The 20,887-nt window shown below is 37.0% G+C and carries 19 protein-coding genes and 3 tRNA genes; 15 read left to right on the top strand and 7 right to left on the bottom strand.

What is annotated here, in order from left to right; translation table 11 throughout:
• Positions 1 to 17 precede the first annotated feature (17 nt).
• Complete coding sequence (locus ACYT6F_RS09590; RefSeq protein ID WP_472600957.1) at positions 18 to 1,673, bottom strand: peptide MFS transporter; 1,656 nt, start codon at positions 1,671 to 1,673, stop codon at positions 18 to 20.
• An 84-nt stretch (positions 1,674 to 1,757) separates the two neighbouring features.
• Between ACYT6F_RS09590 and ACYT6F_RS09595 the strand changes: the two genes are divergently transcribed.
• Positions 1,758 to 2,012 carry a DUF2281 domain-containing protein gene (locus ACYT6F_RS09595; RefSeq protein ID WP_472600958.1) on the top strand — a complete coding sequence of 85 codons (255 nt, stop codon included), beginning with the start codon at positions 1,758 to 1,760 and terminating at the stop codon, positions 2,010 to 2,012.
• A gap of 2 nt (positions 2,013 to 2,014) precedes the next feature.
• Complete coding sequence (locus tag ACYT6F_RS09600; RefSeq protein WP_472600959.1) at positions 2,015 to 2,293, top strand: type II toxin-antitoxin system RelE/ParE family toxin; 279 nt, start codon at positions 2,015 to 2,017, stop codon at positions 2,291 to 2,293.
• Positions 2,294 to 2,355: 62 nt separating this feature from the next.
• On the opposite strand, the gene ACYT6F_RS09605 is transcribed toward ACYT6F_RS09600, so the two are convergent.
• Positions 2,356 to 4,485 (bottom strand): S9 family peptidase, encoded by a 2,130-nt coding sequence (locus tag ACYT6F_RS09605; RefSeq protein ID WP_472600960.1) that lies wholly within the window; start codon positions 4,483 to 4,485, stop codon positions 2,356 to 2,358.
• Between the two features lie 118 nt (positions 4,486 to 4,603).
• Here ACYT6F_RS09605 and ACYT6F_RS09610 point away from each other — a divergent pair, with 118 nt between their 5' ends.
• Together ACYT6F_RS09610 and ACYT6F_RS09615 are read left to right on the top strand one after the other, a co-directional pair.
• The gene (locus ACYT6F_RS09610) at positions 4,604 to 5,077 is read left to right on the top strand and encodes a hypothetical protein (RefSeq protein WP_472600961.1); all 474 of its coding nucleotides are present in this window, start codon (positions 4,604 to 4,606) and stop codon (positions 5,075 to 5,077) included.
• Positions 5,078 to 5,086: 9 nt separating this feature from the next.
• Positions 5,087 to 5,278: a DUF6496 domain-containing protein gene (locus ACYT6F_RS09615; protein ID WP_472600962.1), complete on the top strand. Its 192-nt coding sequence runs from the start codon at positions 5,087 to 5,089 to the stop codon at positions 5,276 to 5,278.
• Between the two features lie 140 nt (positions 5,279 to 5,418).
• Here the strand turns inward: ACYT6F_RS09615 and glgP are convergent, their stop codons facing one another.
• Positions 5,419 to 7,083 (bottom strand): alpha-glucan family phosphorylase, encoded by a 1,665-nt coding sequence (gene glgP, locus ACYT6F_RS09620; RefSeq protein WP_472600963.1) that lies wholly within the window; start codon positions 7,081 to 7,083, stop codon positions 5,419 to 5,421.
• A gap of 194 nt (positions 7,084 to 7,277) precedes the next feature.
• On the opposite strand from glgP, the gene ACYT6F_RS09625 reads away from it, so the two are divergent.
• The 4 genes from ACYT6F_RS09625 to mtaB all read left to right on the top strand — a co-directional run bounded on the left by ACYT6F_RS09625 (position 7,278) and on the right by mtaB (position 12,415).
• Positions 7,278 to 8,075 carry a hypothetical protein gene (locus tag ACYT6F_RS09625; protein ID WP_472600964.1) on the top strand — a complete coding sequence of 266 codons (798 nt, stop codon included), beginning with the start codon at positions 7,278 to 7,280 and terminating at the stop codon, positions 8,073 to 8,075.
• Between the two features lie 131 nt (positions 8,076 to 8,206).
• Positions 8,207 to 10,300: a T9SS type B sorting domain-containing protein gene (locus ACYT6F_RS09630; protein ID WP_472600965.1), complete on the top strand. Its 2,094-nt coding sequence runs from the start codon at positions 8,207 to 8,209 to the stop codon at positions 10,298 to 10,300.
• A 111-nt stretch (positions 10,301 to 10,411) separates the two neighbouring features.
• The gene (locus tag ACYT6F_RS09635; RefSeq protein ID WP_472600966.1) at positions 10,412 to 11,002 is read left to right on the top strand and encodes a DUF1572 domain-containing protein; all 591 of its coding nucleotides are present in this window, start codon (positions 10,412 to 10,414) and stop codon (positions 11,000 to 11,002) included.
• Positions 11,003 to 11,068: 66 nt separating this feature from the next.
• A complete protein-coding gene (gene mtaB, locus ACYT6F_RS09640; protein WP_472600967.1) occupies positions 11,069 to 12,415 on the top strand; it encodes a tRNA (N(6)-L-threonylcarbamoyladenosine(37)-C(2))-methylthiotransferase MtaB in 1,347 nt (448 codons plus the stop codon).
• Positions 12,416 to 12,584: 169 nt separating this feature from the next.
• Here mtaB and ACYT6F_RS09645 read toward each other — a convergent pair whose 3' ends face one another.
• On the bottom strand, positions 12,585 to 13,226 hold the full coding sequence (locus ACYT6F_RS09645) for a NeuD/PglB/VioB family sugar acetyltransferase (RefSeq protein WP_472600968.1): 642 nt from the start codon (positions 13,224 to 13,226) through the stop codon (positions 12,585 to 12,587).
• Between the two features lie 275 nt (positions 13,227 to 13,501).
• On the opposite strand from ACYT6F_RS09645, the gene ACYT6F_RS09650 reads away from it, so the two are divergent.
• The gene (locus ACYT6F_RS09650) at positions 13,502 to 15,013 is read left to right on the top strand and encodes an FMN-binding glutamate synthase family protein (protein WP_472600969.1); all 1,512 of its coding nucleotides are present in this window, start codon (positions 13,502 to 13,504) and stop codon (positions 15,011 to 15,013) included.
• Positions 15,014 to 15,059: 46 nt separating this feature from the next.
• Here the strand turns inward: ACYT6F_RS09650 and ACYT6F_RS09655 are convergent, their stop codons facing one another.
• Positions 15,060 to 15,818: a hypothetical protein gene (locus tag ACYT6F_RS09655; protein ID WP_472600970.1), complete on the bottom strand. Its 759-nt coding sequence runs from the start codon at positions 15,816 to 15,818 to the stop codon at positions 15,060 to 15,062.
• A 54-nt stretch (positions 15,819 to 15,872) separates the two neighbouring features.
• Between ACYT6F_RS09655 and ACYT6F_RS09660 the strand changes: the two genes are divergently transcribed.
• On the top strand, positions 15,873 to 16,313 hold the full coding sequence (locus ACYT6F_RS09660) for an RNA-binding S4 domain-containing protein (protein WP_472600971.1): 441 nt from the start codon (positions 15,873 to 15,875) through the stop codon (positions 16,311 to 16,313).
• Between the two features lie 10 nt (positions 16,314 to 16,323).
• On the opposite strand, the gene ACYT6F_RS09665 is transcribed toward ACYT6F_RS09660, so the two are convergent.
• Positions 16,324 to 16,839 carry a shikimate kinase gene (locus ACYT6F_RS09665; protein ID WP_472600972.1) on the bottom strand — a complete coding sequence of 172 codons (516 nt, stop codon included), beginning with the start codon at positions 16,837 to 16,839 and terminating at the stop codon, positions 16,324 to 16,326.
• 115 nt (positions 16,840 to 16,954) lie between these two features.
• On the opposite strand from ACYT6F_RS09665, the gene ACYT6F_RS09670 reads away from it, so the two are divergent.
• The 3 genes from ACYT6F_RS09670 (at position 16,955) to ACYT6F_RS09680 (ending at position 17,291) form a co-directional block, all read left to right on the top strand.
• Positions 16,955 to 17,027: transfer RNA gene (locus ACYT6F_RS09670), tRNA-Lys, on the top strand.
• A 36-nt stretch (positions 17,028 to 17,063) separates the two neighbouring features.
• Positions 17,064 to 17,146 (top strand) — tRNA-Leu (locus ACYT6F_RS09675).
• 72 nt (positions 17,147 to 17,218) lie between these two features.
• A tRNA-Lys gene (locus ACYT6F_RS09680) sits at positions 17,219 to 17,291 on the top strand.
• A gap of 188 nt (positions 17,292 to 17,479) precedes the next feature.
• Here the strand turns inward: ACYT6F_RS09680 and panC are convergent.
• Positions 17,480 to 18,328: a pantoate--beta-alanine ligase gene (gene panC / locus ACYT6F_RS09685; protein WP_472600973.1), complete on the bottom strand. Its 849-nt coding sequence runs from the start codon at positions 18,326 to 18,328 to the stop codon at positions 17,480 to 17,482.
• A gap of 181 nt (positions 18,329 to 18,509) precedes the next feature.
• Between panC and ACYT6F_RS09690 the strand changes: the two genes are divergently transcribed.
• Both ACYT6F_RS09690 and ACYT6F_RS09695 read left to right on the top strand, forming a co-directional pair.
• A complete protein-coding gene (locus ACYT6F_RS09690; protein WP_472600974.1) occupies positions 18,510 to 19,280 on the top strand; it encodes a glycogen/starch synthase in 771 nt (256 codons plus the stop codon).
• 14 nt (positions 19,281 to 19,294) lie between these two features.
• On the top strand, positions 19,295 to 20,872 hold the full coding sequence (locus tag ACYT6F_RS09695) for a DUF4270 family protein (RefSeq protein WP_472600975.1): 1,578 nt from the start codon (positions 19,295 to 19,297) through the stop codon (positions 20,870 to 20,872).
• Positions 20,873 to 20,887: the final 15 nt, after the last annotated feature.

Below are 20,887 nucleotides of genomic sequence, written 5' to 3' on the forward strand. Positions count from 1 at the left end.
CGTATTGTTGAATAGAATCAATGTCCTTGTTCCTTCATGATTTTGTTTAATCTTTTTAGCATGGATAATCCTAAAAGCGTGGCAAATATTAATAAAGCAAAATTGACCAGGAAGTAATTCATTTTATTATCATAGCTATACCAGGTACTTGCTAAAATTCCTGAAAGTTTGTTTCCGACTGAATTTGCCAGGAAGAAACCTCCCATCATTAAAGCCGTAATTCTCGCAGGGGAAAGTTTCGATACGAATGAAAGTCCCATTGGTGAAAGACAAAGCTCTCCGACTGTAATGACTCCGTAACTTGCGACCAGCCACCAAGGCGAAACCTTTATGGCTCCGTTATGTCCGTCCCAAACTGCCAGAACCATTACAAGACATGATAATGCTGAAATAAATAATCCCAAAACAATTTTCGTAGGTGTTAACGGTTCCTTTCCGCGTTTTCTTAAAAAAGCCCAGAAGGCAACAATAACTGGAGTTAAAGCAATGACCCAAAACGGATTGATGGATTGAAATAATTCCGTGTTATATAAATACACTTCATTCGGGCCTTTCCCTCCCAGAGATTTGCGATCTAAATCTGAAATATTTTTAAAATACACATCTTTTCCCTGTACCTTTATCGTGTTTCCATCCTTATCTTTTTGGGATTGGAACTGGTCATCATAAACAGGAACTTCTTTATCATCATAACTTTTTCGTTCGACCATATAAATGCTTTCCAAAGGCTTTTCCATGACGGCAGGAACGCTTCGGTCTGTGTAATAATTGGCCCATCTTGTTAAAGCCGTTCCGTTTTGCTTGAAAACTGCCCAGAAGAACATACTGATTAAGAAAACCGATAACAATGCTCCGATAGACGACTTTTCATTAGGTTTAGCTTTAAAATAGAGCGAAGCATAAAAATAAATGACAGGAACACAGGCGAAAATAAAGGCATCTGTACTGTCGCTTCCGAAAATATTTCCGGGAATGACCCAACCGATTACTCCGGCAATAATTGCAGGTAAGAATACTTTAACCAAAATTTCAGAAAGTTTAGTGTCGCCTTCCTGAACAGGCTTCATCTGAGCTGCATGGATATAATGTTTCCTGCCAATGGTAAAAATAATTAATCCTACAAGCATTCCGACTCCGGCAGTGATGAAAGCTTCACCCCAACCGAATTTATTCCGCATGAATGCCGCAATGATATTACAGATAAATGCACCGATGTTGATTCCCATGTAGAAAATATTATAGCCGGAATCTTTGTTGGCTTTGTAAGGTTCTTCAGAATATAAATTTCCAAGCAATGTTGAAATTGTTGGTTTAAAGAAACCGTTTCCGATAATAATTAACGCTAAAGAAGAATAGAATAAAGTAAGATCTTTAAAAACACCCATCCCGATATAACCGGCAGCCATTAAAATTCCTCCAAGATAAATGGATTTGATATATCCTAAAACCCGGTCCGCAAGGAATCCTCCAATGAAAGGTGTCAGATAAGTAAGAGCAATATAAGTCCCGAAAATATCGTCTGCTGTTTTGTCGGGAAGTCCGAGACCGCCTTTTGCGCCGGTTGGTTCAATCACATATAATACAAAAATTCCGAGGATAAGATAGTATCCGAAACGTTCCCACATTTCCGTAAAGAAGAGGAAAGGCAATCCCTTAGGATGTTTAGTCTTCATAGCTGATAAATTTCAAATTTTACAAATATAGAATTTTAAAAATAATAATTGAATTTTATTAACTTTGGATAAAATAAGATGAAAATGGAAATTACATTGAAAGATTTAGAAAATAATATCAGAACACTCCCTGAAAATTTTTACGGGGAAGTAAATGATTTTATTGATTTTTTAAAAACAAAATACACCAAAACTAATTCTCAGGATTGGTCAGAAAATTTATCTGAAATCCAGAGAGAGTCTATAAATAAAGGATTGGATGATATACAAAGTGGAAGGACGACAAGCCATGAATCTGCTCAAAGGAACATCAAGGATTATATTAATTCAAAGAAATAATAATGGAAATTATTTGGTCTGATGAAGCTTTAAAGAATTATTTAAAGGTAATTGATTATTTGTTTGAAAACTGGACAATTAAAGAAATTGAAAGATTTGAATATAATTTTAACAGGTTAATTGATGATTTAAAAGATCATGTTGGGATTTGTCCCAAATCTAAAATTCTGAACTTAAGAAAATGTGTTATTGACAAAAATAATTCATTAATTTATCAAAAAATCAATAATAAAATTTTTCTTGTGACTATTATTGATAACCGAAGCTTTCATTCTTACTGATAAAAAAACTCCGAATCTAAAATTTTAGATTCGGAGTTTTTTATGATTAAATTATATCTGAATTACAAATTCTCCAAAATAAAATCAGTCATTTTCTGGTACAGCTGAGGTCTTGTCTGGCCGCCGTAAATCCCATGGTTTTTGTCGGGATAAGCCATAAAATCGAATTGTTTTTTATTCTGAATCAAAGCTTCTGAGAATTCCATAGAGTTTTGGAAATGTACGTTATCGTCTGCCGTTCCGTGGATTAATAAGAACTTTCCTTTCAGTAAATTAGCATATTCGGTTGGGGAGTTTTTATCATATCCGTCAGGATTTTCCTGCGGTGTTCTCAAGAACCTTTCTGTATAAACGGAATCATAAAATCTCCAGTTGGTAACTGGTGCTACAGCAATTCCCATTTTGAAAACATCGGCACCTTTGGTCATGGCCAAGCTGGTCATGTAACCCCCGAAACTCCATCCGAACATTCCGATTCTCGATTTATCGATATAAGACTGATTTCCAAACCATTTAGCCGCCGCAATCTGATCTTCAATCTCATATTTGCCTAAGTTCATGTAAGTTACTTTCTTGAATTTCGCTCCTTTATAACCTGTACCACGGCCGTCTACACAAGCAACAATATAACCTTTTTGTGCAAGCATTTCAAACCACAAAGCATTTCCATTATCCCAGGAATTGGCAACCTGCTGAGATCCCGGACCGGAATACTGGAACATAAATAATGGGTATTTTTTATTTTTATCAAAATTTTTAGGCTTAATAATCCATGCATTCATCTGATCTCCGGCTTCGTTGGGAATCGTCATGAATTCTTTTTCAACAAAGTTATCTGCTTTAAGCTTCTGAAGCTGCGCTTCATTATTCTGAAGTTCTTTTACTACTTTCCCGTTGCCGTCTTTTAAGACAAAAGTGTAAGGTCTTGAAGCCGTAGAAGATGTTTCAATAAAATAATTGTAGTTTTTGCTGAAGCTTGCAGAATTATTGCCTTCCGCATTGGAGATGAGCTGTGATTTTCCGTTTTCGATGTTTATTTTGGAAACCACTTTATTGATGCTTCCTTTCTCTGTAGTCTGAACGTGAATTTCTTTTGATTTGGGATTATATCCGTAATAATCAGTTACTTCCCAGTTCCCTTTTGTCACCTGCTTTTTCAGCTTTCCGTCTTTGTCGTACCAGTACAGATGGCGGTTGCCGTCTCTTTCTGATCCCCAAAGGAAAGAATCATCCTCTAAAAATTCCAATGTAGGACTGTCTGTATCGATCCATTTTTCATCCGTTTCGGTGAACAGTTTCTGTACGGTTCCGGTTTTGGTGTTTACTTTCAGAACATCAGATGCATTTTGAATTCTTTCGGAAGTTATCAAAACAATTTCATCCGGTTTTGCTGTCTGAATAACATTTGGAATATAATAATTTTTAAACGAGCTTAAATTTAAAGAAGTTGTTTTTCCATTATCCAAACGATACAGCTGCGCTGAAACTTTGGAATTTTTTTCTCCTGCTTTCGGATATTTGTAACGCATTTCAGACGGATAAAGCGTTTTGCCGTAAATCGGAATATAAATTTCCGGCACTTCACTTTCGTCTGACTTTACAAAAACGATAGCATCTGAATTTTTCGTCCATTCATATTGTCTTGCATGTCCGAATTCCTCCTCGTACACCCAGTCTGCAAGTCCGTTGATGATTGAATTCTTTTTACCGTCTGTGGTAATCTGCGTAATTTTTTCCGAATTTAAATCCTGATAGAATAAATTGTTATCAGCGATAAATGCAACTTTAGTGGCATCAGGAGAAAACCTCGGCTCCTGAACAAAATTTCCTTCGTTTAAGGCAACTGTTTTTCCTGATTTCAAATCTTTTACTTCAAATTTTCCAAGAAAAGAATGTCTGTAAATCGGCTCACTTTCTTTCAGCAAAAGAATTTTAGATTCATCATCAGAAAATTCATAGCTTTCAAACTGTCCGTCAACAATATTTCCTTCTTTTTGGGACGTTTTGTAAGAGTATTTTGCAATTCCTCCCTGTTCGATAACCAGGTAGTTTTCCCCGTTTTTCATGGAAGTGATCCCGGCAATGCCTTTTCCACGGTAATATCCTGAATAAATCTTATCTAAAGTGATTTCCTGTGCGGCTAAACTCTGAAATGCAGCAGCTATGGTAAGTGTTAATATGAATCTTTTCATTTTTTATTTTAAAGATTTCAAATATAACAATTTTATGAATGGTAAAAAAAGCATTTAAAAGCAGCCTTTGGCAAAAAAATTGAATAGTAAAACATAATCAATACATCACAGAATAATTATGGAAACGAATGCTTTTGACCAAAAACTAAACCGCTACGAATTCGATAACACCATTGTATATACAGGATTTTCAAGCTATCAGGATGCTGAAGAATATGCTCAGAAAAAAAATGGCGAACTGGTGGAAGTAGCTTTCAAAGACGGTAACGATAACCCCGAAATAGGCAATGAAGCGAATCTGATCGATAAAAAACTTCATTATGTTGTAGATGCCGGCGACGAATATAAGTTTATACATTCATCCGATCCCGCATTTAAAGAATATGCAGACGAATTGCAGAAGATAAAAGCAAAATTGCTTGAATCTCCGCCGGATGAAAGATATTTGGCCAATTTTGAAATAGAAAATACGGAAGATCCGATTGTTGTAATCAAAAATGATCATTTTGAATCGGTGACTTCAAGAGAAAGGTCAAAATACCTGAAACACGCTAATGTGTATGAAATAGGAGTCTCTGTACCAATATCTTAAATATAAACGATGAGCAAGACAAAATATTCAGAAAAAGCTCAGGACAAAGTAGAAAAAGTAATGCACGAGTTCAAGGAAGGAAAACTGAAATCTTCGTCCGGAGATAAAGTGACAAGCAGAAAGCAGGCAGTTGCCATAGGAATTTCTGAAGCAAGAGAAGAAGGCCTGAAAGTGCCTAAAGAGAAAAAGAAAAAAGATTAATTATAAATATCCCGGGTTGAAATTTTCAATCCGGGATTATTTTTATAAGATATGTAATCGTCAGTTCGAGTGTTTTTCGTAATGAAATGAAGAAAAATGTATCGAGAACTGAACACAATGAAAGTAGGTAACAGTCGAAACTATCCTTTATAATTATAAAGAATCTGATAATATTCATCTGCCATTCGGTCACTGTTGAACTGATCTTTCACATCATTCATGGAGTTATACTGAATTTTTCTCCACTTATTAGGATTATCATAATAAGCAGGAAGAATTTCATTTTCCAGCAGTTCATACAGCTTATTCATATCGTAATTATCCTGCTCATAAATGCTCATATTGTCATAATCTCCTTTTGGTACAACGAAAGAGTTTTCTCCATGTTTTGCAAATTCCGGGATCCATCCGTCGTCGGTAGAAAGATTTACTGAACCATTCATGGCGGCAGTCATTCCTGACGTTCCTGAAGCTTCTCTCGGAACCCTTGGGTTGTTTAGCCAAAGATCGGAACCCTGTTTCAGCAATTTGCTTAATGCTAGTTCATATCCCGTAAGAACGGCCATATTTTTATTGTTTTTGCTCTCTTCTACCAGTAAATTGAAAATAGAAATTGCAGAATAATCCATAGGATAGGGTTTCCCGGCAAAAATGATCTGTACCGGATGTGTCGGATTATTCAGAAGTTTATAAAACCTTTCCTTATCCTGCAAAAGAAGATCAGCTCTTTTGTAGCCGGCAAATCTCCTTGCCCATACAATGGTGAAGATATTGGGGTTAAAAAGATCGCCTGTCTGATCTGCAACAACTTTAAAAAGTCTCTTCTTAAGATGTTTTTTACGATAATCAAAAACTGTTTCATCATTTTCATCTTTAGCATTATATAAAGGCTTGTCTGACCAGTACTTGAATTCCTGGGCATTGGTAATAGAAGTGATTTTACAGATTCCGTCATATTTGCTCCACATGGCTCTGGAAACATCGCCATGAAGCTGAGAAACACCATTGGCAATATGTGCCATTTTTAGTGCGCACAGGGAGTGATTGAAACGATCATCGTTCGAACCTTCTATTCTCTTCACATCTTCCATGCTGAACCCCGAAAAATAAGACATTTCATAACAAAGCCTCAGACTATGTTTTTCATTACCGGCCTCTTCGGGAGTATGAGTAGTGAACACCAGCTTTTCTTTTACCCTGTTGAGATCTCCGTTGTATTTTTTTAGCAGATGAAATGCTGCGGGAAGTCCGTGAGCTTCATTCAGATGATAAATATCTCTTTCCAGCTTCATTTCATCCAGCAGCTTGGCCCCGCCTTTTCCTAAAAGGATGTACTGGGCAAGCTTGGTAGACTCATTGGCGTCGTACAACTTGTGGCAGATGGTTTTTGAAATATGGTCATTTTCAGGAACATCGGTGGAAAGAAAAAACATCGGTGCCGTCTGGAAAATATCCGGATCAAGATACCATACCTTTACCCAAACCGGTGCGCTGTGGATTTCGATTTGAAATTTCAGACCTGTATCTTCAAGGAAACTGTACATTTTTTTGGTCCAGACCGGCTGTAAGGTCTGATCATGATTTCTTGCCTGGTCATAATATCCGAATTTCCACAGAATCCCGATGCCTACAAGATCCTGTTTCAGATTGTATGCACTCCTCATGTGAGATCCTGCTAAAAACCCGAGACCTCCGGAATATATTTTAAGAACCTGCTCTATGGCAAATTCCATTGAAAAATAAGCTACTTTTTTAGAGTATTTGGGATTAGCGCCAAAAGGCATTTTAAAGTTTCTAAAATCCATCACAGTTTTATATTTGAAAGCCAAAGGTATTAAATAAGAAAGTAAACTATATGTTAATTATTGAATAAATTGTTTTAAAATAATTTTCAGCATTGATATTTTACTTACCTTTAATATGTAAATTTTTGATAATCAAAACTTCATGACATGAAACCGGAAGTTTTATGTGTTCCATAACAATAAAAAATAAGCACATGAAAAAGGCATTTTCTGATGAAGATTTAATTAAAAATCTAAGCTTATATTACCTCAACCGGCATTTGAAGAAAAAGCCGATAGAAAAATACCACCGTACGATAGATCAGTCTCCGCTGCATGACCGTGAAAAATACAAGAAAAAGACAGAAATCCTGCTTCTCAATTCTTTTATGCACCATTTTCCGGAAGTTAAATTTGAAGATTTAACCTGTGAAAGCCCTGATTTTATCGCAAAATTTAATGACAAGAAGATTGGGATAGAGCTCACCGAAGTGATCAATCATCTTGAAATGAAAAAAATCGAAAGCAGCTTAAACAAAATTTTCCGACAGGCAGAAATATTATTGGAACAGGAAGACACTACGAAATATCGTGGTGTTTATTTTTTGGAATTTCACTCAAATATCCGGCCCGATACGCTGGAAAATCAGCAGGAAATTATCCTCAATATTTACAAAAGTATAAAACGTGGAAAAGCATACGGCTGTGTAAAAAGCTTAAGAAAATCCTTTCACCGGAGAAATGTTTTCATTACTCATGAATACAATATGAATCTTTTTGACGAACTGTGTTCAGAGAAAATCCTTGAACTTATCGAAAAAAAGAATGAAAAATTTCCTTATTACGATACTTCTGTAGACGAATGCTGGCTCGTAATTGTTTCCGACATGAATTCTATCGCTTCCCGGTATACTTTTATTCAGGATAAAGAACATCTGCATCAGGTAAAAAGCCCGTTTCATAAGATATTTCACATCGAAAACCTTTGCGGAAATATTACGAGTATAAAGTAATTTTTTGAATTTGTTGTATTGTTTTTCAATTTATAATGAATTATGTTAAGTAAAAATGACATAATTACTGTGAAATGTTTATATTTGATATAAACAAATCGAATCACTGAAACATAACCAAATTGAAAAGCATGAAGAAATATTTACTCCTTTTTTTACTCTTATTATCCAGAGCACTTTTTTCCCAGGCTGACTGCTCTACAGCGCTCTCTGTTTGCGGAAATTCGGATATTACCTATTCTCCCTCGGGAATTGGTGCACTCAATGAAAACCTTGGAGGATGTCTCACCACCGGCGAACATAACTCTATCTGGTACAAAATTACTATAGCAACCGGCGGAACGCTTAGTTTTGATCTTGTTCCCGGTGATCAGGATGCCGATTACGACTGGGCAATATACGGACCCAACGTTACCTGCGGAAACCTTGGAGCACCCATACGCTGTAACGCTGCAACGGTAGTTGGTGTAGGTGCCTCTACCGGACTGAATATGACCAGTACTATACTCTCTGCGGCAGGCGGATCTCTTACACCGTACTGCAGATATCTGGATGTATTGCCGGGACAGACTTATTATCTGTATATTGATAACTGGGTAGACGTGTTTAATCCTACTATGGCTCCTTTTTCACTCACCTGGGGCGGAACGGCAACTCTTGCTTCACCGTTTACCAATCCCAATATTCAGACGCAGCCTTTTACTCCGCCAGGAGTTCCTGCGGCAAATCCTGCAGATCCCAGAGAAATTATTATCTGCCAGAACCCACCTGTTTTTGATTTCAGTACATTAACAGCAGGTATCCTGAACGGGAATTCCAATTTCCAGATTACGTATCATACTTCCCAGAATAATGCGCTTTCGGGAGCTAACCCGATCCTGACGCCGCAAACGGTGAATATGACTTCAACGTATTATTACAGTATTCATTATCAGGATCCTGCAGATCCCAATAATCCGATAAACTCATGCCGGCAGGTGGGAGCATTCAAATTTAAGCAGGGAACTATTACAGGAAACAATGTGACCTTGTACAGCTGCAACAACAATAATGCGGGTACGGCTACTTTTAATCTTACAGCAGCAGCAGTATTTGCAGATCCTACCGCAACAAAAAAATATTATAATACCCTGAGTGATCTCAATGCAGGAATCAATGAAATTACCAATCCTGCAGCATTTGTTTCTGCTGAAGGAATTGTATACGTGAAAATTACTTCTCAATACGGCTGTATAGGTATTGCACAGATTACTTTAAAATTTTATCCTGTTGTTATTGTAACTGAAGCAACATTAAGGTCATGTTTTATAGAATCCAATCCTTCCACTGCTTCATTTAATTTAACAACGGCTCCGGTTACCACTCAACCGGGAACAAAAACGTATTTCCCTTCTCTTACCGATGCACAAAATAATACCAATGCAATCGCAAATCCCGCAAATTATATTGCATCCAATGGCGCCGTCTTTATAAAAGTAACAAATGGAAACGGCTGCTATGCAGTGGCCAAAGTTAATCTGATTGTTCTTCCGCCGGTATATTCCAGTGTTTTGCAGGATAAAATTATTTGTATGGAAGATAAAACAACCTTGGATGCCGGTCCGGGTTTTACTGCTTATGAATGGAGTACCGGGGCAACTACCCAAACTGTTTCGGGTATAGGAGTAGGAACGTACTGGGTAAAACTGAAAACAGGAGATTGTACTGCGTTGCAGACAGTGAAAGTCTATGCTTCCGAACAGCCTGTAATTTCATCCGTGGATATTGCGAACACTACGGTAACGGTAAATATTACAGGCGGGACAGGTCCGTACAGCTATTCTACAGATGGTGTCAACTGGCAGGATTCCAATATATTTAACAATATTCCACGGGGTGATCATCAGATTTATGTGAAAGATGTATATGACTGTGAACCTATCAGTATTACGATTGTTGTTCCGAATTTAGTGAATGTCATTACACCGAACGGAGATGGCGTAAACGATATGATCGATTATTCTGCATTAGGGAATAAACAAAATCTTGTGTTTAATATTTTCGACCGGTACGGAAATAAAATTTTCCAGGCAGATAAACTTCACGGTTATCAATGGAACGGAACAACGGGCGGCAAAAAAGTCCCAACCGGTACTTACTGGTATTCCGTAACCTGGAATGAAAATGATAAGAAAAATACATTAATCAAATATTCAGGCTGGGTAATGGTAAAAAACAGAGATTGATCAGTATAATTTTTAAAAACCGCTTTGAAAAAGGCGGTTTTTTATTTTAGAACGTTGTTTCAGAAGATTTTAACCATATTATTCTTACATTTAGGTATACATTTTTGAAATATGAAAGATTTATTCATAAAACGTTTTGCCTATTACAAAATGCTGGGAGACAAGTCGTTTGATCAACTGTCCGGAGAGCAGGTTTTCTGGCAGTTTAACGAAGAAAGTAATTCAATTGCAGTTATTGTGAAACATATTGCAGGAAATATGCTTTCAAGATGGACAGATTTTTTAACGGAAGACGGAGAAAAGCCCTGGCGTAACCGGGATGAAGAATTTGTTAATACTTTTCTCACCAAAGATGAGGTGCTGAACTATTGGGAGGCGGGCTGGAAGTGTCTTTTCGGAGCACTGGAGCAGATCAGTGATGAAAATTTACAATCAACCATTTATATCAGAAACGAACCGCATACGGTAATTGATGCGATTTTGCGGCAGCTCGCTCATTATCCTTATCACATCGGGCAGATGGTCTATATCGCCAAAATGATGAAAAACGCAGACTGGAAAACGCTTTCGATTGCAAGAAACCGTTCAGAGGAATTTAATTCGGATATGAAAATTAAATTTACCGAAAATAATTTGCATCAAAATGCTTCAGCGGTATGCTATCAAAGCAGCCCGGAAATAAGAGATGAATTCAAACAATAGACTGAATCAATTTACAGTTTGTATTAAATTGATTATCTTTGCACCCACAAAATTCAGGATTAATAAATGTCTCAATTTCACAGAACTGCCGCATTTCATACCTTAGGCTGTAAATTAAATTTTGCAGAAACGTCTACTATTGCCCGTCAACTGACAGATGCAGGATACGAAAAGGTGAACTTTGATGAAAAAGCGAATATTTATGTAATTAATACTTGTTCAGTTACAGAAAATGCCGATCGGGAATGTAAACTTCACGTGAAAAGAGCGATGAAAGCTAATCCGGAAGGACTTGTGGTCATTGTGGGATGCTATGCACAGCTGAAGCCTGAAGAAATTTCACAGATTGAAGGAGTAGATCTTGTATTGGGTGCCAAGGAAAAGTTCAATATCCTTAGCTATCTTGATGACCTTGAAAAGTCTGAAAACGAAGGAATTGTTCACTCCTGCGAAATTGAAGAAACCGATTTTTTCATCGGAAGCTATTCTATCGGAGACAGAACCAGGGCTTTCCTCAAGGTTCAGGACGGCTGCGATTATAAATGTACCTACTGTACGATTCCTTTGGCGAGAGGAATTTCCCGTTCCGATACCATTGAAAATGTATTGAAAAATGCCAGGGAAATTTCCCGGAAAGATATTAAGGAAATTGTTTTGACTGGAGTTAATATCGGTGATTACGGAAAAGGAGAATTCGGAAACAAAAGACACGAACATACGTTTTTAGACCTAATCTCAGAATTGGATCAGGTAGAAGGAATCGAAAGAATCCGCATCTCTTCCATTGAGCCTAATCTTTTAAAAGATGAAAGCATTGATCTGGTTTCCAGAAGCAGAAGCTTTGTTCCGCATTTCCATATTCCGCTGCAGTCCGGAAGCGATGAACTTCTTAAAAAAATGAAGCGTCGTTATCTGACCAAGCTGTATAAAGACAGGGTTTCTAAAATCCGTGAAGTAATGCCAGACGCTGCAATCGGTGTCGATGTGATCGTAGGATTTCCCGGAGAAACAGAAGAATTGTTCATGGAAACGTATAATTTCCTGAATGAGCTTCCGATTACCTATCTTCACGTTTTTACGTATTCAGAAAGAGAAAATACAGAAGCTGCCGCAATGGAAGATATCGTCCCGATTCCTGAAAGAAAGAGACGCAACAAGATGCTGAGAATTCTTTCCGAAAAGAAAAAGATGGCATTCTACCAGACCCAGCTCGGAAAAACGCTTCCCGTACTTTGGGAACACGAAAACAAAGACGGAAAAATGTTCGGTTTCACGGAAAATTATGTGAGGGTACAGAAAGATTATGATGCAGCCTCCGTCAACCAGATTGAATTTCTGAAACTGGACAGAATAGAAGCTGATGGTACTGTTTCCGTGCAATATTCCTTTGAGAAATTTTTAGAGAAATTGTAACATACTTTTTAGATTTCGGAAAACTTTAGCTTTAGTATTTTTTCGATCAATAAATCAATGTAAGGTCAATAATAAGAGTGTGTTAAAAAACACATCTGACACTCTTTATACAAAAAAAGGGGCAAAATGCCCCTGTTATCATTCTTGCCTTTGGGCAATTATTTTGGTTTTATAGTTTTCTGGCAGGGCTTCCGATATAAACTCCTTCTTCACGGATATCTTTAACAACAATTGCACCCATCCCGATGGTTACATTATCACAAACTTTTATTCCTTGTTTTATAGATGAACTTGTTCCGAAATAAACATTGTCTCCAATTTCACAATTTCCGCTGATATTGGTTGAAGGTGCTGTCGTAAAATAATCCCCGATTTTACAGTCATGTCCAATGGTCGTAAGCAAATTTAAATGGGCATGCTTGCCAATCTTAATGTCTGTAGTAATAATTGTTCCTGCTGTGATTATACTACCTTCACCGATTTCAGCATACTTGGAAATTATTGCTGAAGGATGAATCAATGTAGTATATTTTGTTTCCTTTGGAAGTCTTTCAACGACTGTTTTTCGAATTTTGGGATCTCCTATGGCGATCACGACATCGTAGTCAGCTGGATTAAATTGGTCCTCGGTAATTACAGAAATTCCATGAACTGTTTTTGTGTCATTACAAAATTCATCCGTTTCCATAAAGCAGGTTATATCTTCTAATTTTAAATCTGTACCGGCAATACAGTCACTTAAACACATAAGTGTTTCCTTACCAAACCCGCTCGCGCCAACAATTAGAACTTTGTTGTCAAATTTTATCATATCTCTATTTTGATTTTCCATCGATGGTAACAAACGCTCAAATTTACGCAATTATTTTTTTATGAATTAAAATTATTTTGTTTTAATTACCACAAGAATTCATTTTTTTAATTCATAATTGTAATCTGGAAAAATTTTTGTATTTATAAATAACTGAAAATTAAGCTAATGCATTTGTTTTCTTTAAGACATTAAGAAAGTCTGCGGAATATTAGATTATTATATTTAAAAATTAAATCTTTTATAATCTTTATCTTTATAGAAAAATAGTAGAAATGAGAGATAAGTTTTTATCTTGGGGATTGGTATTGGTGATCGTTACCTGGGTTGTGGCATTACTGATCAGGGCGCATTATTGGATACCTATTCTCCTGACCGCCGTTTATTCGCTAGGAGTTTATAATACCTATCAGACCAAACATGCGATTCTGAGAAACTTTCCGGTATTGGGATATTTCAGGTATTTCTTCGAAAGCATTTCACCGGAGATGCAGCAATATTTTATTGAAAGAGAAACAGACGGCAAACCTTTTCCCAGAAATCAGCGTTCTGCAGTGTACCGAAGAGCCAAAAATTTAGGCGATACCGTTGCTTTCGGAACCCAGCTGGAAGTTAACCACCGGAAATATGAGGGAATCAAGCATTCCATTTACGCAAAGTCGCCTTCTGAAGAACTTCCGAGGGTTTGGGTAGGAGGGGAACAGTGTACGCAGTCTTATCATGCTTCTTTGTTGAATATTTCAGCAATGAGTTTCGGGTCTTTGAGTGACCGTGCCCAGATTTCACTGAACAGAGGTGCCAAAAAAGGAAATTTTTACCATAATACGGGAGAAGGAGGGATTTCTCCTTATCATCTTGAAGGAGGTGATCTCTGCTGGCAGATCGGGACCGGATACTTCGGCTGCCGGAATGATGAAGGAAAATTTAATCCTGAACTGTTCGCAAAATACTCCAAACTTCCGAATGTGAAAATGATCGAAATTAAACTTTCCCAGGGAGCAAAGCCTGGGCACGGCGGTGTTTTACCTGGAGTGAAAAATACTCCGGAGATTGCAAAGATTCGTCACGTTACACCGGGAATGACAATTATCTCTCCGCCATCCCATTCTTCATTTTCTGACGCAGCAGGATTATTAAAATTTGTACAGCAGCTTCGTGAGCTTTCCGGAGGAAAGCCTGTCGGATTTAAGCTGTGCATAGGCGATACAAAAGAGTTTGAGGACATCTGTGTTCAGATGAATGTATTAAAGATTTATCCTGATTTCATTACCGTGGACGGCGCAGAAGGAGGAACCGGAGCAGCACCGCCTGAATTTTCAGACGGAGTAGGAATGCCGTTGGAACCGGCCCTGATTTTCGTAAACAGGACATTGAAAACATACAACCTGCGAAATAAGCTGCGCGTTATTGCCAGCGGAAAGGTTTTAACAAGTCTGGATATTCTGCGGGCGGTAGCTATGGGAGCGGATATGTGCAACAATGCAAGAGGTTTTATGTTCTCGCTGGGTTGTATTCAGGCATTAAGATGTAATTCTAACAACTGTCCTACCGGTGTTGCCACTCAGGATAAAATGCTGATAAAAGGCCTCGATGTTACCGATAAAGCTGAGAGGGTATATCATTTCCATAAAAATACGCTTCATACGTGTAATGAGCTTATTGCTGCAGCGGGGCGAAGTTCTTATGAGGAAGTTGACGCGACAATGTTTATGAGAGGTGATGAGTTTGATCATCTTTCAGATCATTACTTCCCGGATATTTTAGGAAACGTAAAAAATAACTCATGATTATAAATCATAAAAAAACGCTTCAAAATCTGAAGCGTTTTTTTATTTATTTCTCAAGCTCTGGTCTCACATTGGCTTTATAAATTTCAAAATTGAAAACAAAGCAATTGTTTTTGAGCGAAAATCCAGTATAATTGTAATGCGCATCCCTTGCAAATGCAGCTCTTGACGGTACAATAATTACACCCTGCAAATTGTAAGGATCACCATCGTTTTTATTGGCATATCCTTTAAAGTATTTTAATCCTTCCTGAAGACCTTCAATTTCATAATAGTTTCTCTGTTTTGCAGCATTGGTAGTAGCGTTGTCAAGAACGTTCTTTTTTACATAATAATATGGCGGATCGGTTGTTGGAGATCCGGAACCGTTTACAGTATTTAAAAGAGTTCCTTCAGCACCAAAAGAAACATTTCCGTCATTTTCTGATGCAAGATAGTAGTTTGCTCTCATCATCACCCTGATCTGTGTTGCGTTAGTTGCTTCGGAGTTAGTTTCAAGGATTACTCCGGGAGATGGCTGCGCTCCGTTTCTGACGATGTAAATTACTCCTGAAGGAAGTTTTACCGGGTTAAGCTCAGACAGTTTCTTCTCATTGTCATCAGAAGCGTCTGTTGAGCTGAACGCTTTTATATTTCCCTGCGCATCAAGATAATTATTTTCCATGAATTTCTGTATGGCCTGGTCGTCATAAGAATTTCTTACTGCTACGTCTTCAGGCTCCACAAAAGTTTCAACCTCATCATCCTTTTTACATGCAGAGAAACAGAGAGATCCCGCAAGGATATATAAAAATATTTTTTTCATTTCAAAAACTTTAATTACTTTACAGATAATATAACGGCAAAAGTATAAAAAATTATGAGAATAGATAAATTTTTATGGAGCATTCGTTTTTATAAGACCAGAACCATCGCTACGGAGGAAATTAAAAAGAATCGGGTTTCCATTGGTGAATCGGTGGTGAAGTCTTCTAAAGAGGTAAAAGAAGGAGATGTAATAAAGATCCGTAAAAATCAGATTGATTATAAAATAAAGGTCATCCAAATTCCTAAAAGCAGGATAGGAGCCAAACTGGTTCCGCTTCACATCAAGGATGTGACGGATAAAGAGCAGTACGAACTTCTGAAAATGCGCAAAATATCCCAGGATTATTACCGAATCAAAGGGGAGGGAAGACCTACGAAAAAAGACAGAAGAGATATGGATGATTATGTAGAAAATGATATTTCTTCCGACTTTACCGATTGGGACGATTTTTTCGGGGAAAAGAATGACGACGGCACTGAAGATAAAGAATGAAGATAAAGCTCTAGAGATAGAGCTTTTCTATTATTTCTGTCACAATTTCTTCTGGTTCTCTGGAATCAGTATTTACCTGAAACTGTGCCTTGCCATAAAAAGCATTTCTCTCAAATAAATGCTTGGCAATAAATTCCGGGAGGTCTTCATCTGAAATGTTGGCAATGAGCGGGCGTTTCTCCTTCTGCTTAGATAATCTTTCGGCTAAAGTTCCTACGGAAGCCCGTAAAAAAACACTCTTTGAATTACTGTTAATAATTTCCATGTTATTGTAGTATACAGGAGTACCTCCGCCCAGGCTCAGAACGAGATTCTCTTCAGTGGCCAGAATTTCTTCCAGTGCCTCCCTTTCAAGCTTTCTAAAGTAGATTTCTCCCTTTTTTGCGAATATTTCAGGAATGGTTAATTTATTTCGCTTAGAAATCTCTTTATCGAGGTCAATAAGTCTGAAATTTAGTTTTTCGCTTAATATTTTGGAAATGTGAGATTTGCCACTTCCCATGTATCCGACCAGTGAAATTATCATGAATTTTTTTTAAACAAATTTGCAAAAAAGTTTTGAGAAATAAAAAAAAGCTATATCTTTGCACCACTTAAAACAAGGGACATTATTCAAATGAAAACTTGATAATAAAGTGGCCGACTCGGTAGCTCAGCTGGTAGAGCAATACACTTTTAATGTATGGGTCCTGGGTTCGAATCCCAGCCGGGTCACTAGCAAAAAATTACTGGATTTTTGTAATTTTATTTGCCTGTGTGGTGAAATTGGTAGACACGCCATCTTGAGGGGGTGGTTTCCTAAGGATGTGCTGGTTCGAGTCCAGTCGCAGGCACAATGCAGAAATTGAAATAATTAATACTGAGAATAAAAATTTTATTTATATTTATCATTATTAATTGTGGCCGACTCGGTAGCTCAGCTGGTAGAGCAATACACTTTTAATGTATGGGTCCTGGGTTCGAATCCCAGCCGGGTCACAAGTTTACTGAAAAGTAAATTTTTTTCATATTAATATTTTGTGATTTGGTGTTTCAAAGGCTTCCCTCAGGAGGCCTTTGATTTTTTATTTTCTTTATTCTTAATATTCTTTAAATCAAAAAGAGCGCCACTTAAAAAAGCAACGCTGTATTTGATATTCGAATTTTAAATTAAATAAACCTAAATCTTAATCCAGATGTATATTATCAATCAGCCGTATTCCGTCTACCACCACCACAATGAATGCTCTGAAATTTCTGTCTTTATAGAAAAAATCCGTTTCTTTTAATGTTTCTTCATCGGCAATCAGAAAGTATTCAAGCTGCATTCCTCTCTGATGATCAAAAACGTCCTGTACACGCTGTTTGATTTCGTCAATTGTTAATACACGAAACCATTCATTTACTTTTTTCAGGGTTTCATAGATGATTTTAGAGGCTTCTCTGCGGTCTTTATCAAGTCTTTGATTCCTGGAACTCAAAGCAAGTCCGCTTTCTGCTCTGAAAATAGGTACACCTTTTATTTTAATCGGAAGTTTTTTCTTCTCAGTCATTTTTTTGATAATGGCAAGCTGCTGAAAATCTTTTTCACCAAAATACGCATTATCCGGCTTTACCTGTCTGAAAAGTTCTTCTACCACTGTTCCCACCCCGTCAAAATGCCCCGGTCTGGACTTTCCTTCCATTTCAGCTTCCAGTCCATCGAAATCATAATGGAGACTTTCTGTCTTTTCAGGATAAATATCAGTGACTTCCGGGATGTAAACAGCATCTACGAGTTCTGATTTTTCGAGAATTGAAATATCCCGGTTGATGTCTCTCGGGTATTTTTCAAGATCTTCAGGATTGTTGAATTGAGTTGGATTAACAAAAATTGATGAAACCACTAAATCATTCTCATCCCTTGCCATTTTATAGAGCGAAAGATGGCCATCGTGAAGGGCTCCCATAGTGGGCGCAAAACCTATTTTCTTCCCCATTTCTTTCTGTCTTTCAATGAAATCCTGAAGAATCTTCTTGCTTTTTAAAACTTCCATAGTTTATTTTAATAGTAATTCAAAAATACTAAAAATATCATATAGTTATGATACCCTTAAACGTAGTTTTCGTAATTTCAGATGGTGAATTATCGTAAAAAAATGTTAATTAAACTAATGTTGAATGTTTTTTCGTAATTTTGCGCATTAAAGCATTTTTACAAAAATTAGATAGAAGTTTATGCCGAATCAAAAAATACTGTACATTACTACAGAGATGTATCCATATCAGGAAGATACAAATATGGCTGCAGTGGTAAACAAAATGGCACTTAAGATGCACAATGAAGGCAATGATGTAAGAGTTTTTATGCCAAGATTTGGACAAATAAGTGAAAGGAAATTCCAGCTTCATGAGGTGATCCGTCTGTCGGGAATGAATATCATTATCAATGATCTTGACCAGCCTCTTATTATTAAAGTAGCGTCTCTTCCGGGAGAAAGACTTCAGGTGTACTTTATCGATAATGAAGAGTATTTCAAAAGAAAGCAATATTATTTTGATGATGAAGGAACCCCTTTTGACGATAACGATGAAAGAGCTATTTTCTTTGCCAGAGGCGTAATCGAAACCATCAAGAAACTCAACTGGGTGCCCGATGTTATTCATCTCAACGGATGGATGTCTTCTTTCGTTCCAATCTACCTTAAAACATATTACGAATCCGATACTTACTTCAAAGATGCTAAGATCGTTCTTTCTTTATATAATGAAAAGGATGCTCCTTTGGCTTCAAATATTGACGAAAAGCTGAAATTCGATAATATTTCGGGCCTTAAAGCGTTAAATAATCCAAGCGTAAAAACTTTTGTTGCCGAAAGTATGAGCTATGTAGATATGGTCGTAAAAGGCGATGAATTTTTGGATGAAGATCTGGATCAGGCTTTCAACGAAACTTCAACCCCGAAATCGGAATATCTGGACGTGGATTCTATTAATCAACTTTATTAAAAAACACATTTTTAATGATTCATACTATTAAAAAGTCAATCACCGCAATTTCTATGGTGGTTTTGGGAAGTATATTACTTTATAACTGTGAACCGGATGCAGATACGTTGGGCGAGCAGCTTTTTTTAGACGGTGCTGCACAGGGTAATGTGGAGGACTTTGATGTTATTGCCTATAACATCAACAATAATGATACCATCCGTACCGATGCTGCAAAACTCACTTATGGTGTTCTGGGTGCTTTTAATGAAAGTCAATTCGGAATGCAGAAGGCATCGTATCTTACTCAGGTTAAGTTATCAACATACGATCCGGACTTCGGAACCAATGCTGTTGTAGATTCTGTAGTATTGGTTGTAAAACCGAGGTTTGCTTCAGATTCTGTTACAACAAATACTGTAGATGACAATTATACTTACACTACAGCAGCTGATGGTGCTGTTAATGCTAAAAAAGTTGTAAATACATATCCTGTTTTAAAGTTCGGGAAAGCAAAAAGAAATTTAACCATAAACGTGAATGAAGTAAAAACTTTCCTAAAATCAGCATCTGATACGGTAAAGTCTAACGATGTTTTTGATTTTGATATTAATGTATTGGGCTCTAAAGTATTTAATGGAAATGTAAGTTCTGTAGTCATTACAAAAGATGACGGCGGAGCAGCTTTATTTACAGCTTCGACACCTGGAATAAGGATTCCATTGGATAAAACTTTCTTCCAGAATAAAATTATTGCTAAAAAAGATCAGCCAGAGCTTCAGGATGCTTCCAACTTTATCCGACATTTTAGAGGATTAAGAGTTTCTGTAACTGAATCAGACGGATATCTCTTCCAGTTTTCTCCTAATGATATGGAGATGATCATGTATTATAAATATGATAAAACGGAAAACGGTACCACAACAAGACCCCAGACTTCTTACTCATTTGTATTAGGGGCAGGAAATGCCCACATAGGTCAATATCAATATGGAAGAACGGGTTCTGCAGTAGAAAGTGCCGGATATAACAGTGTAACTGGTGATGCAAAACTTTATACTCAAGCAATGGGAGGGAATTCTATTGGTGTTAAAATCCCTGAAACTACTATTACTAAACTTAAAGATAAAGTATCAAAAGAAAAGGTAGGAATCATCAGCGCTAAAATAAGAATGTATGTAGATCCCGTTTGGAACAATGCAAAATATAAAAAACCTACAGAATTCACATTACTCCGAAGATATGTCGATCCAAGCTCTAGTACTAAAGTTAAATCAAACTTTACAAACGATTTGTTAAAACTGGCAGGAGCACCCGGATATACAATTTTTAGAGCTTACGATGTAGACAAAGATATTACGTATTATGATTTTGTAGTAACACAGTCTATAAAAGAGATGATTGAACCGGAAAGCAAACCGTCAACGGATAAAACCGAAACCAAATATTTCAAAATTGATTTAGGATCATTTGAAAGAAATTCAGACGGGACAAGTTATATAGGGTATAAATCTACCACTTCTTCTTATGATACCAGAAGAGCGGTATTTACAGGTACAAATACAACAGACCCTAACAAGGTAAAGTTGATGGTTACTTACGGAAAAAAATAAAAATTAACAGCAATA

The organism is Chryseobacterium sp. NG-CE01 (assembly GCF_055695505.1).

Bases quoted from the DNA above. Each gene is read 5' to 3' on its own strand.
- ACYT6F_RS09590 (WP_472600957.1), bottom strand. From the start codon at position 1,673: ATGAAGACTAAACATCCTAAGGGATTGCCTTTCCTCTTCTTTACGGAA.
- ACYT6F_RS09595 (WP_472600958.1), top strand. From the start codon at position 1,758: ATGGAAATTACATTGAAAGATTTAGAAAATAATATCAGAACACTCCCT.
- ACYT6F_RS09600 (WP_472600959.1), top strand. From the start codon at position 2,015: ATGGAAATTATTTGGTCTGATGAAGCTTTAAAGAATTATTTAAAGGTA.
- ACYT6F_RS09605 (WP_472600960.1), bottom strand. From the start codon at position 4,485: ATGAAAAGATTCATATTAACACTTACCATAGCTGCTGCATTTCAGAGT.
- ACYT6F_RS09610 (WP_472600961.1), top strand. From the start codon at position 4,604: ATGGAAACGAATGCTTTTGACCAAAAACTAAACCGCTACGAATTCGAT.
- ACYT6F_RS09615 (WP_472600962.1), top strand. From the start codon at position 5,087: ATGAGCAAGACAAAATATTCAGAAAAAGCTCAGGACAAAGTAGAAAAA.
- glgP (WP_472600963.1), bottom strand. From the start codon at position 7,083: ATGGATTTTAGAAACTTTAAAATGCCTTTTGGCGCTAATCCCAAATAC.
- ACYT6F_RS09625 (WP_472600964.1), top strand. From the start codon at position 7,278: ATGAAAAAGGCATTTTCTGATGAAGATTTAATTAAAAATCTAAGCTTA.
- ACYT6F_RS09630 (WP_472600965.1), top strand. From the start codon at position 8,207: ATGAAGAAATATTTACTCCTTTTTTTACTCTTATTATCCAGAGCACTT.
- ACYT6F_RS09635 (WP_472600966.1), top strand. From the start codon at position 10,412: ATGAAAGATTTATTCATAAAACGTTTTGCCTATTACAAAATGCTGGGA.
- mtaB (WP_472600967.1), top strand. From the start codon at position 11,069: ATGTCTCAATTTCACAGAACTGCCGCATTTCATACCTTAGGCTGTAAA.
- ACYT6F_RS09645 (WP_472600968.1), bottom strand. From the start codon at position 13,226: ATGATAAAATTTGACAACAAAGTTCTAATTGTTGGCGCGAGCGGGTTT.
- ACYT6F_RS09650 (WP_472600969.1), top strand. From the start codon at position 13,502: ATGAGAGATAAGTTTTTATCTTGGGGATTGGTATTGGTGATCGTTACC.
- ACYT6F_RS09655 (WP_472600970.1), bottom strand. From the start codon at position 15,818: ATGAAAAAAATATTTTTATATATCCTTGCGGGATCTCTCTGTTTCTCT.
- ACYT6F_RS09660 (WP_472600971.1), top strand. From the start codon at position 15,873: ATGAGAATAGATAAATTTTTATGGAGCATTCGTTTTTATAAGACCAGA.
- ACYT6F_RS09665 (WP_472600972.1), bottom strand. From the start codon at position 16,839: ATGATAATTTCACTGGTCGGATACATGGGAAGTGGCAAATCTCACATT.
- panC (WP_472600973.1), bottom strand. From the start codon at position 18,328: ATGGAAGTTTTAAAAAGCAAGAAGATTCTTCAGGATTTCATTGAAAGA.
- ACYT6F_RS09690 (WP_472600974.1), top strand. From the start codon at position 18,510: ATGCCGAATCAAAAAATACTGTACATTACTACAGAGATGTATCCATAT.
- ACYT6F_RS09695 (WP_472600975.1), top strand. From the start codon at position 19,295: ATGATTCATACTATTAAAAAGTCAATCACCGCAATTTCTATGGTGGTT.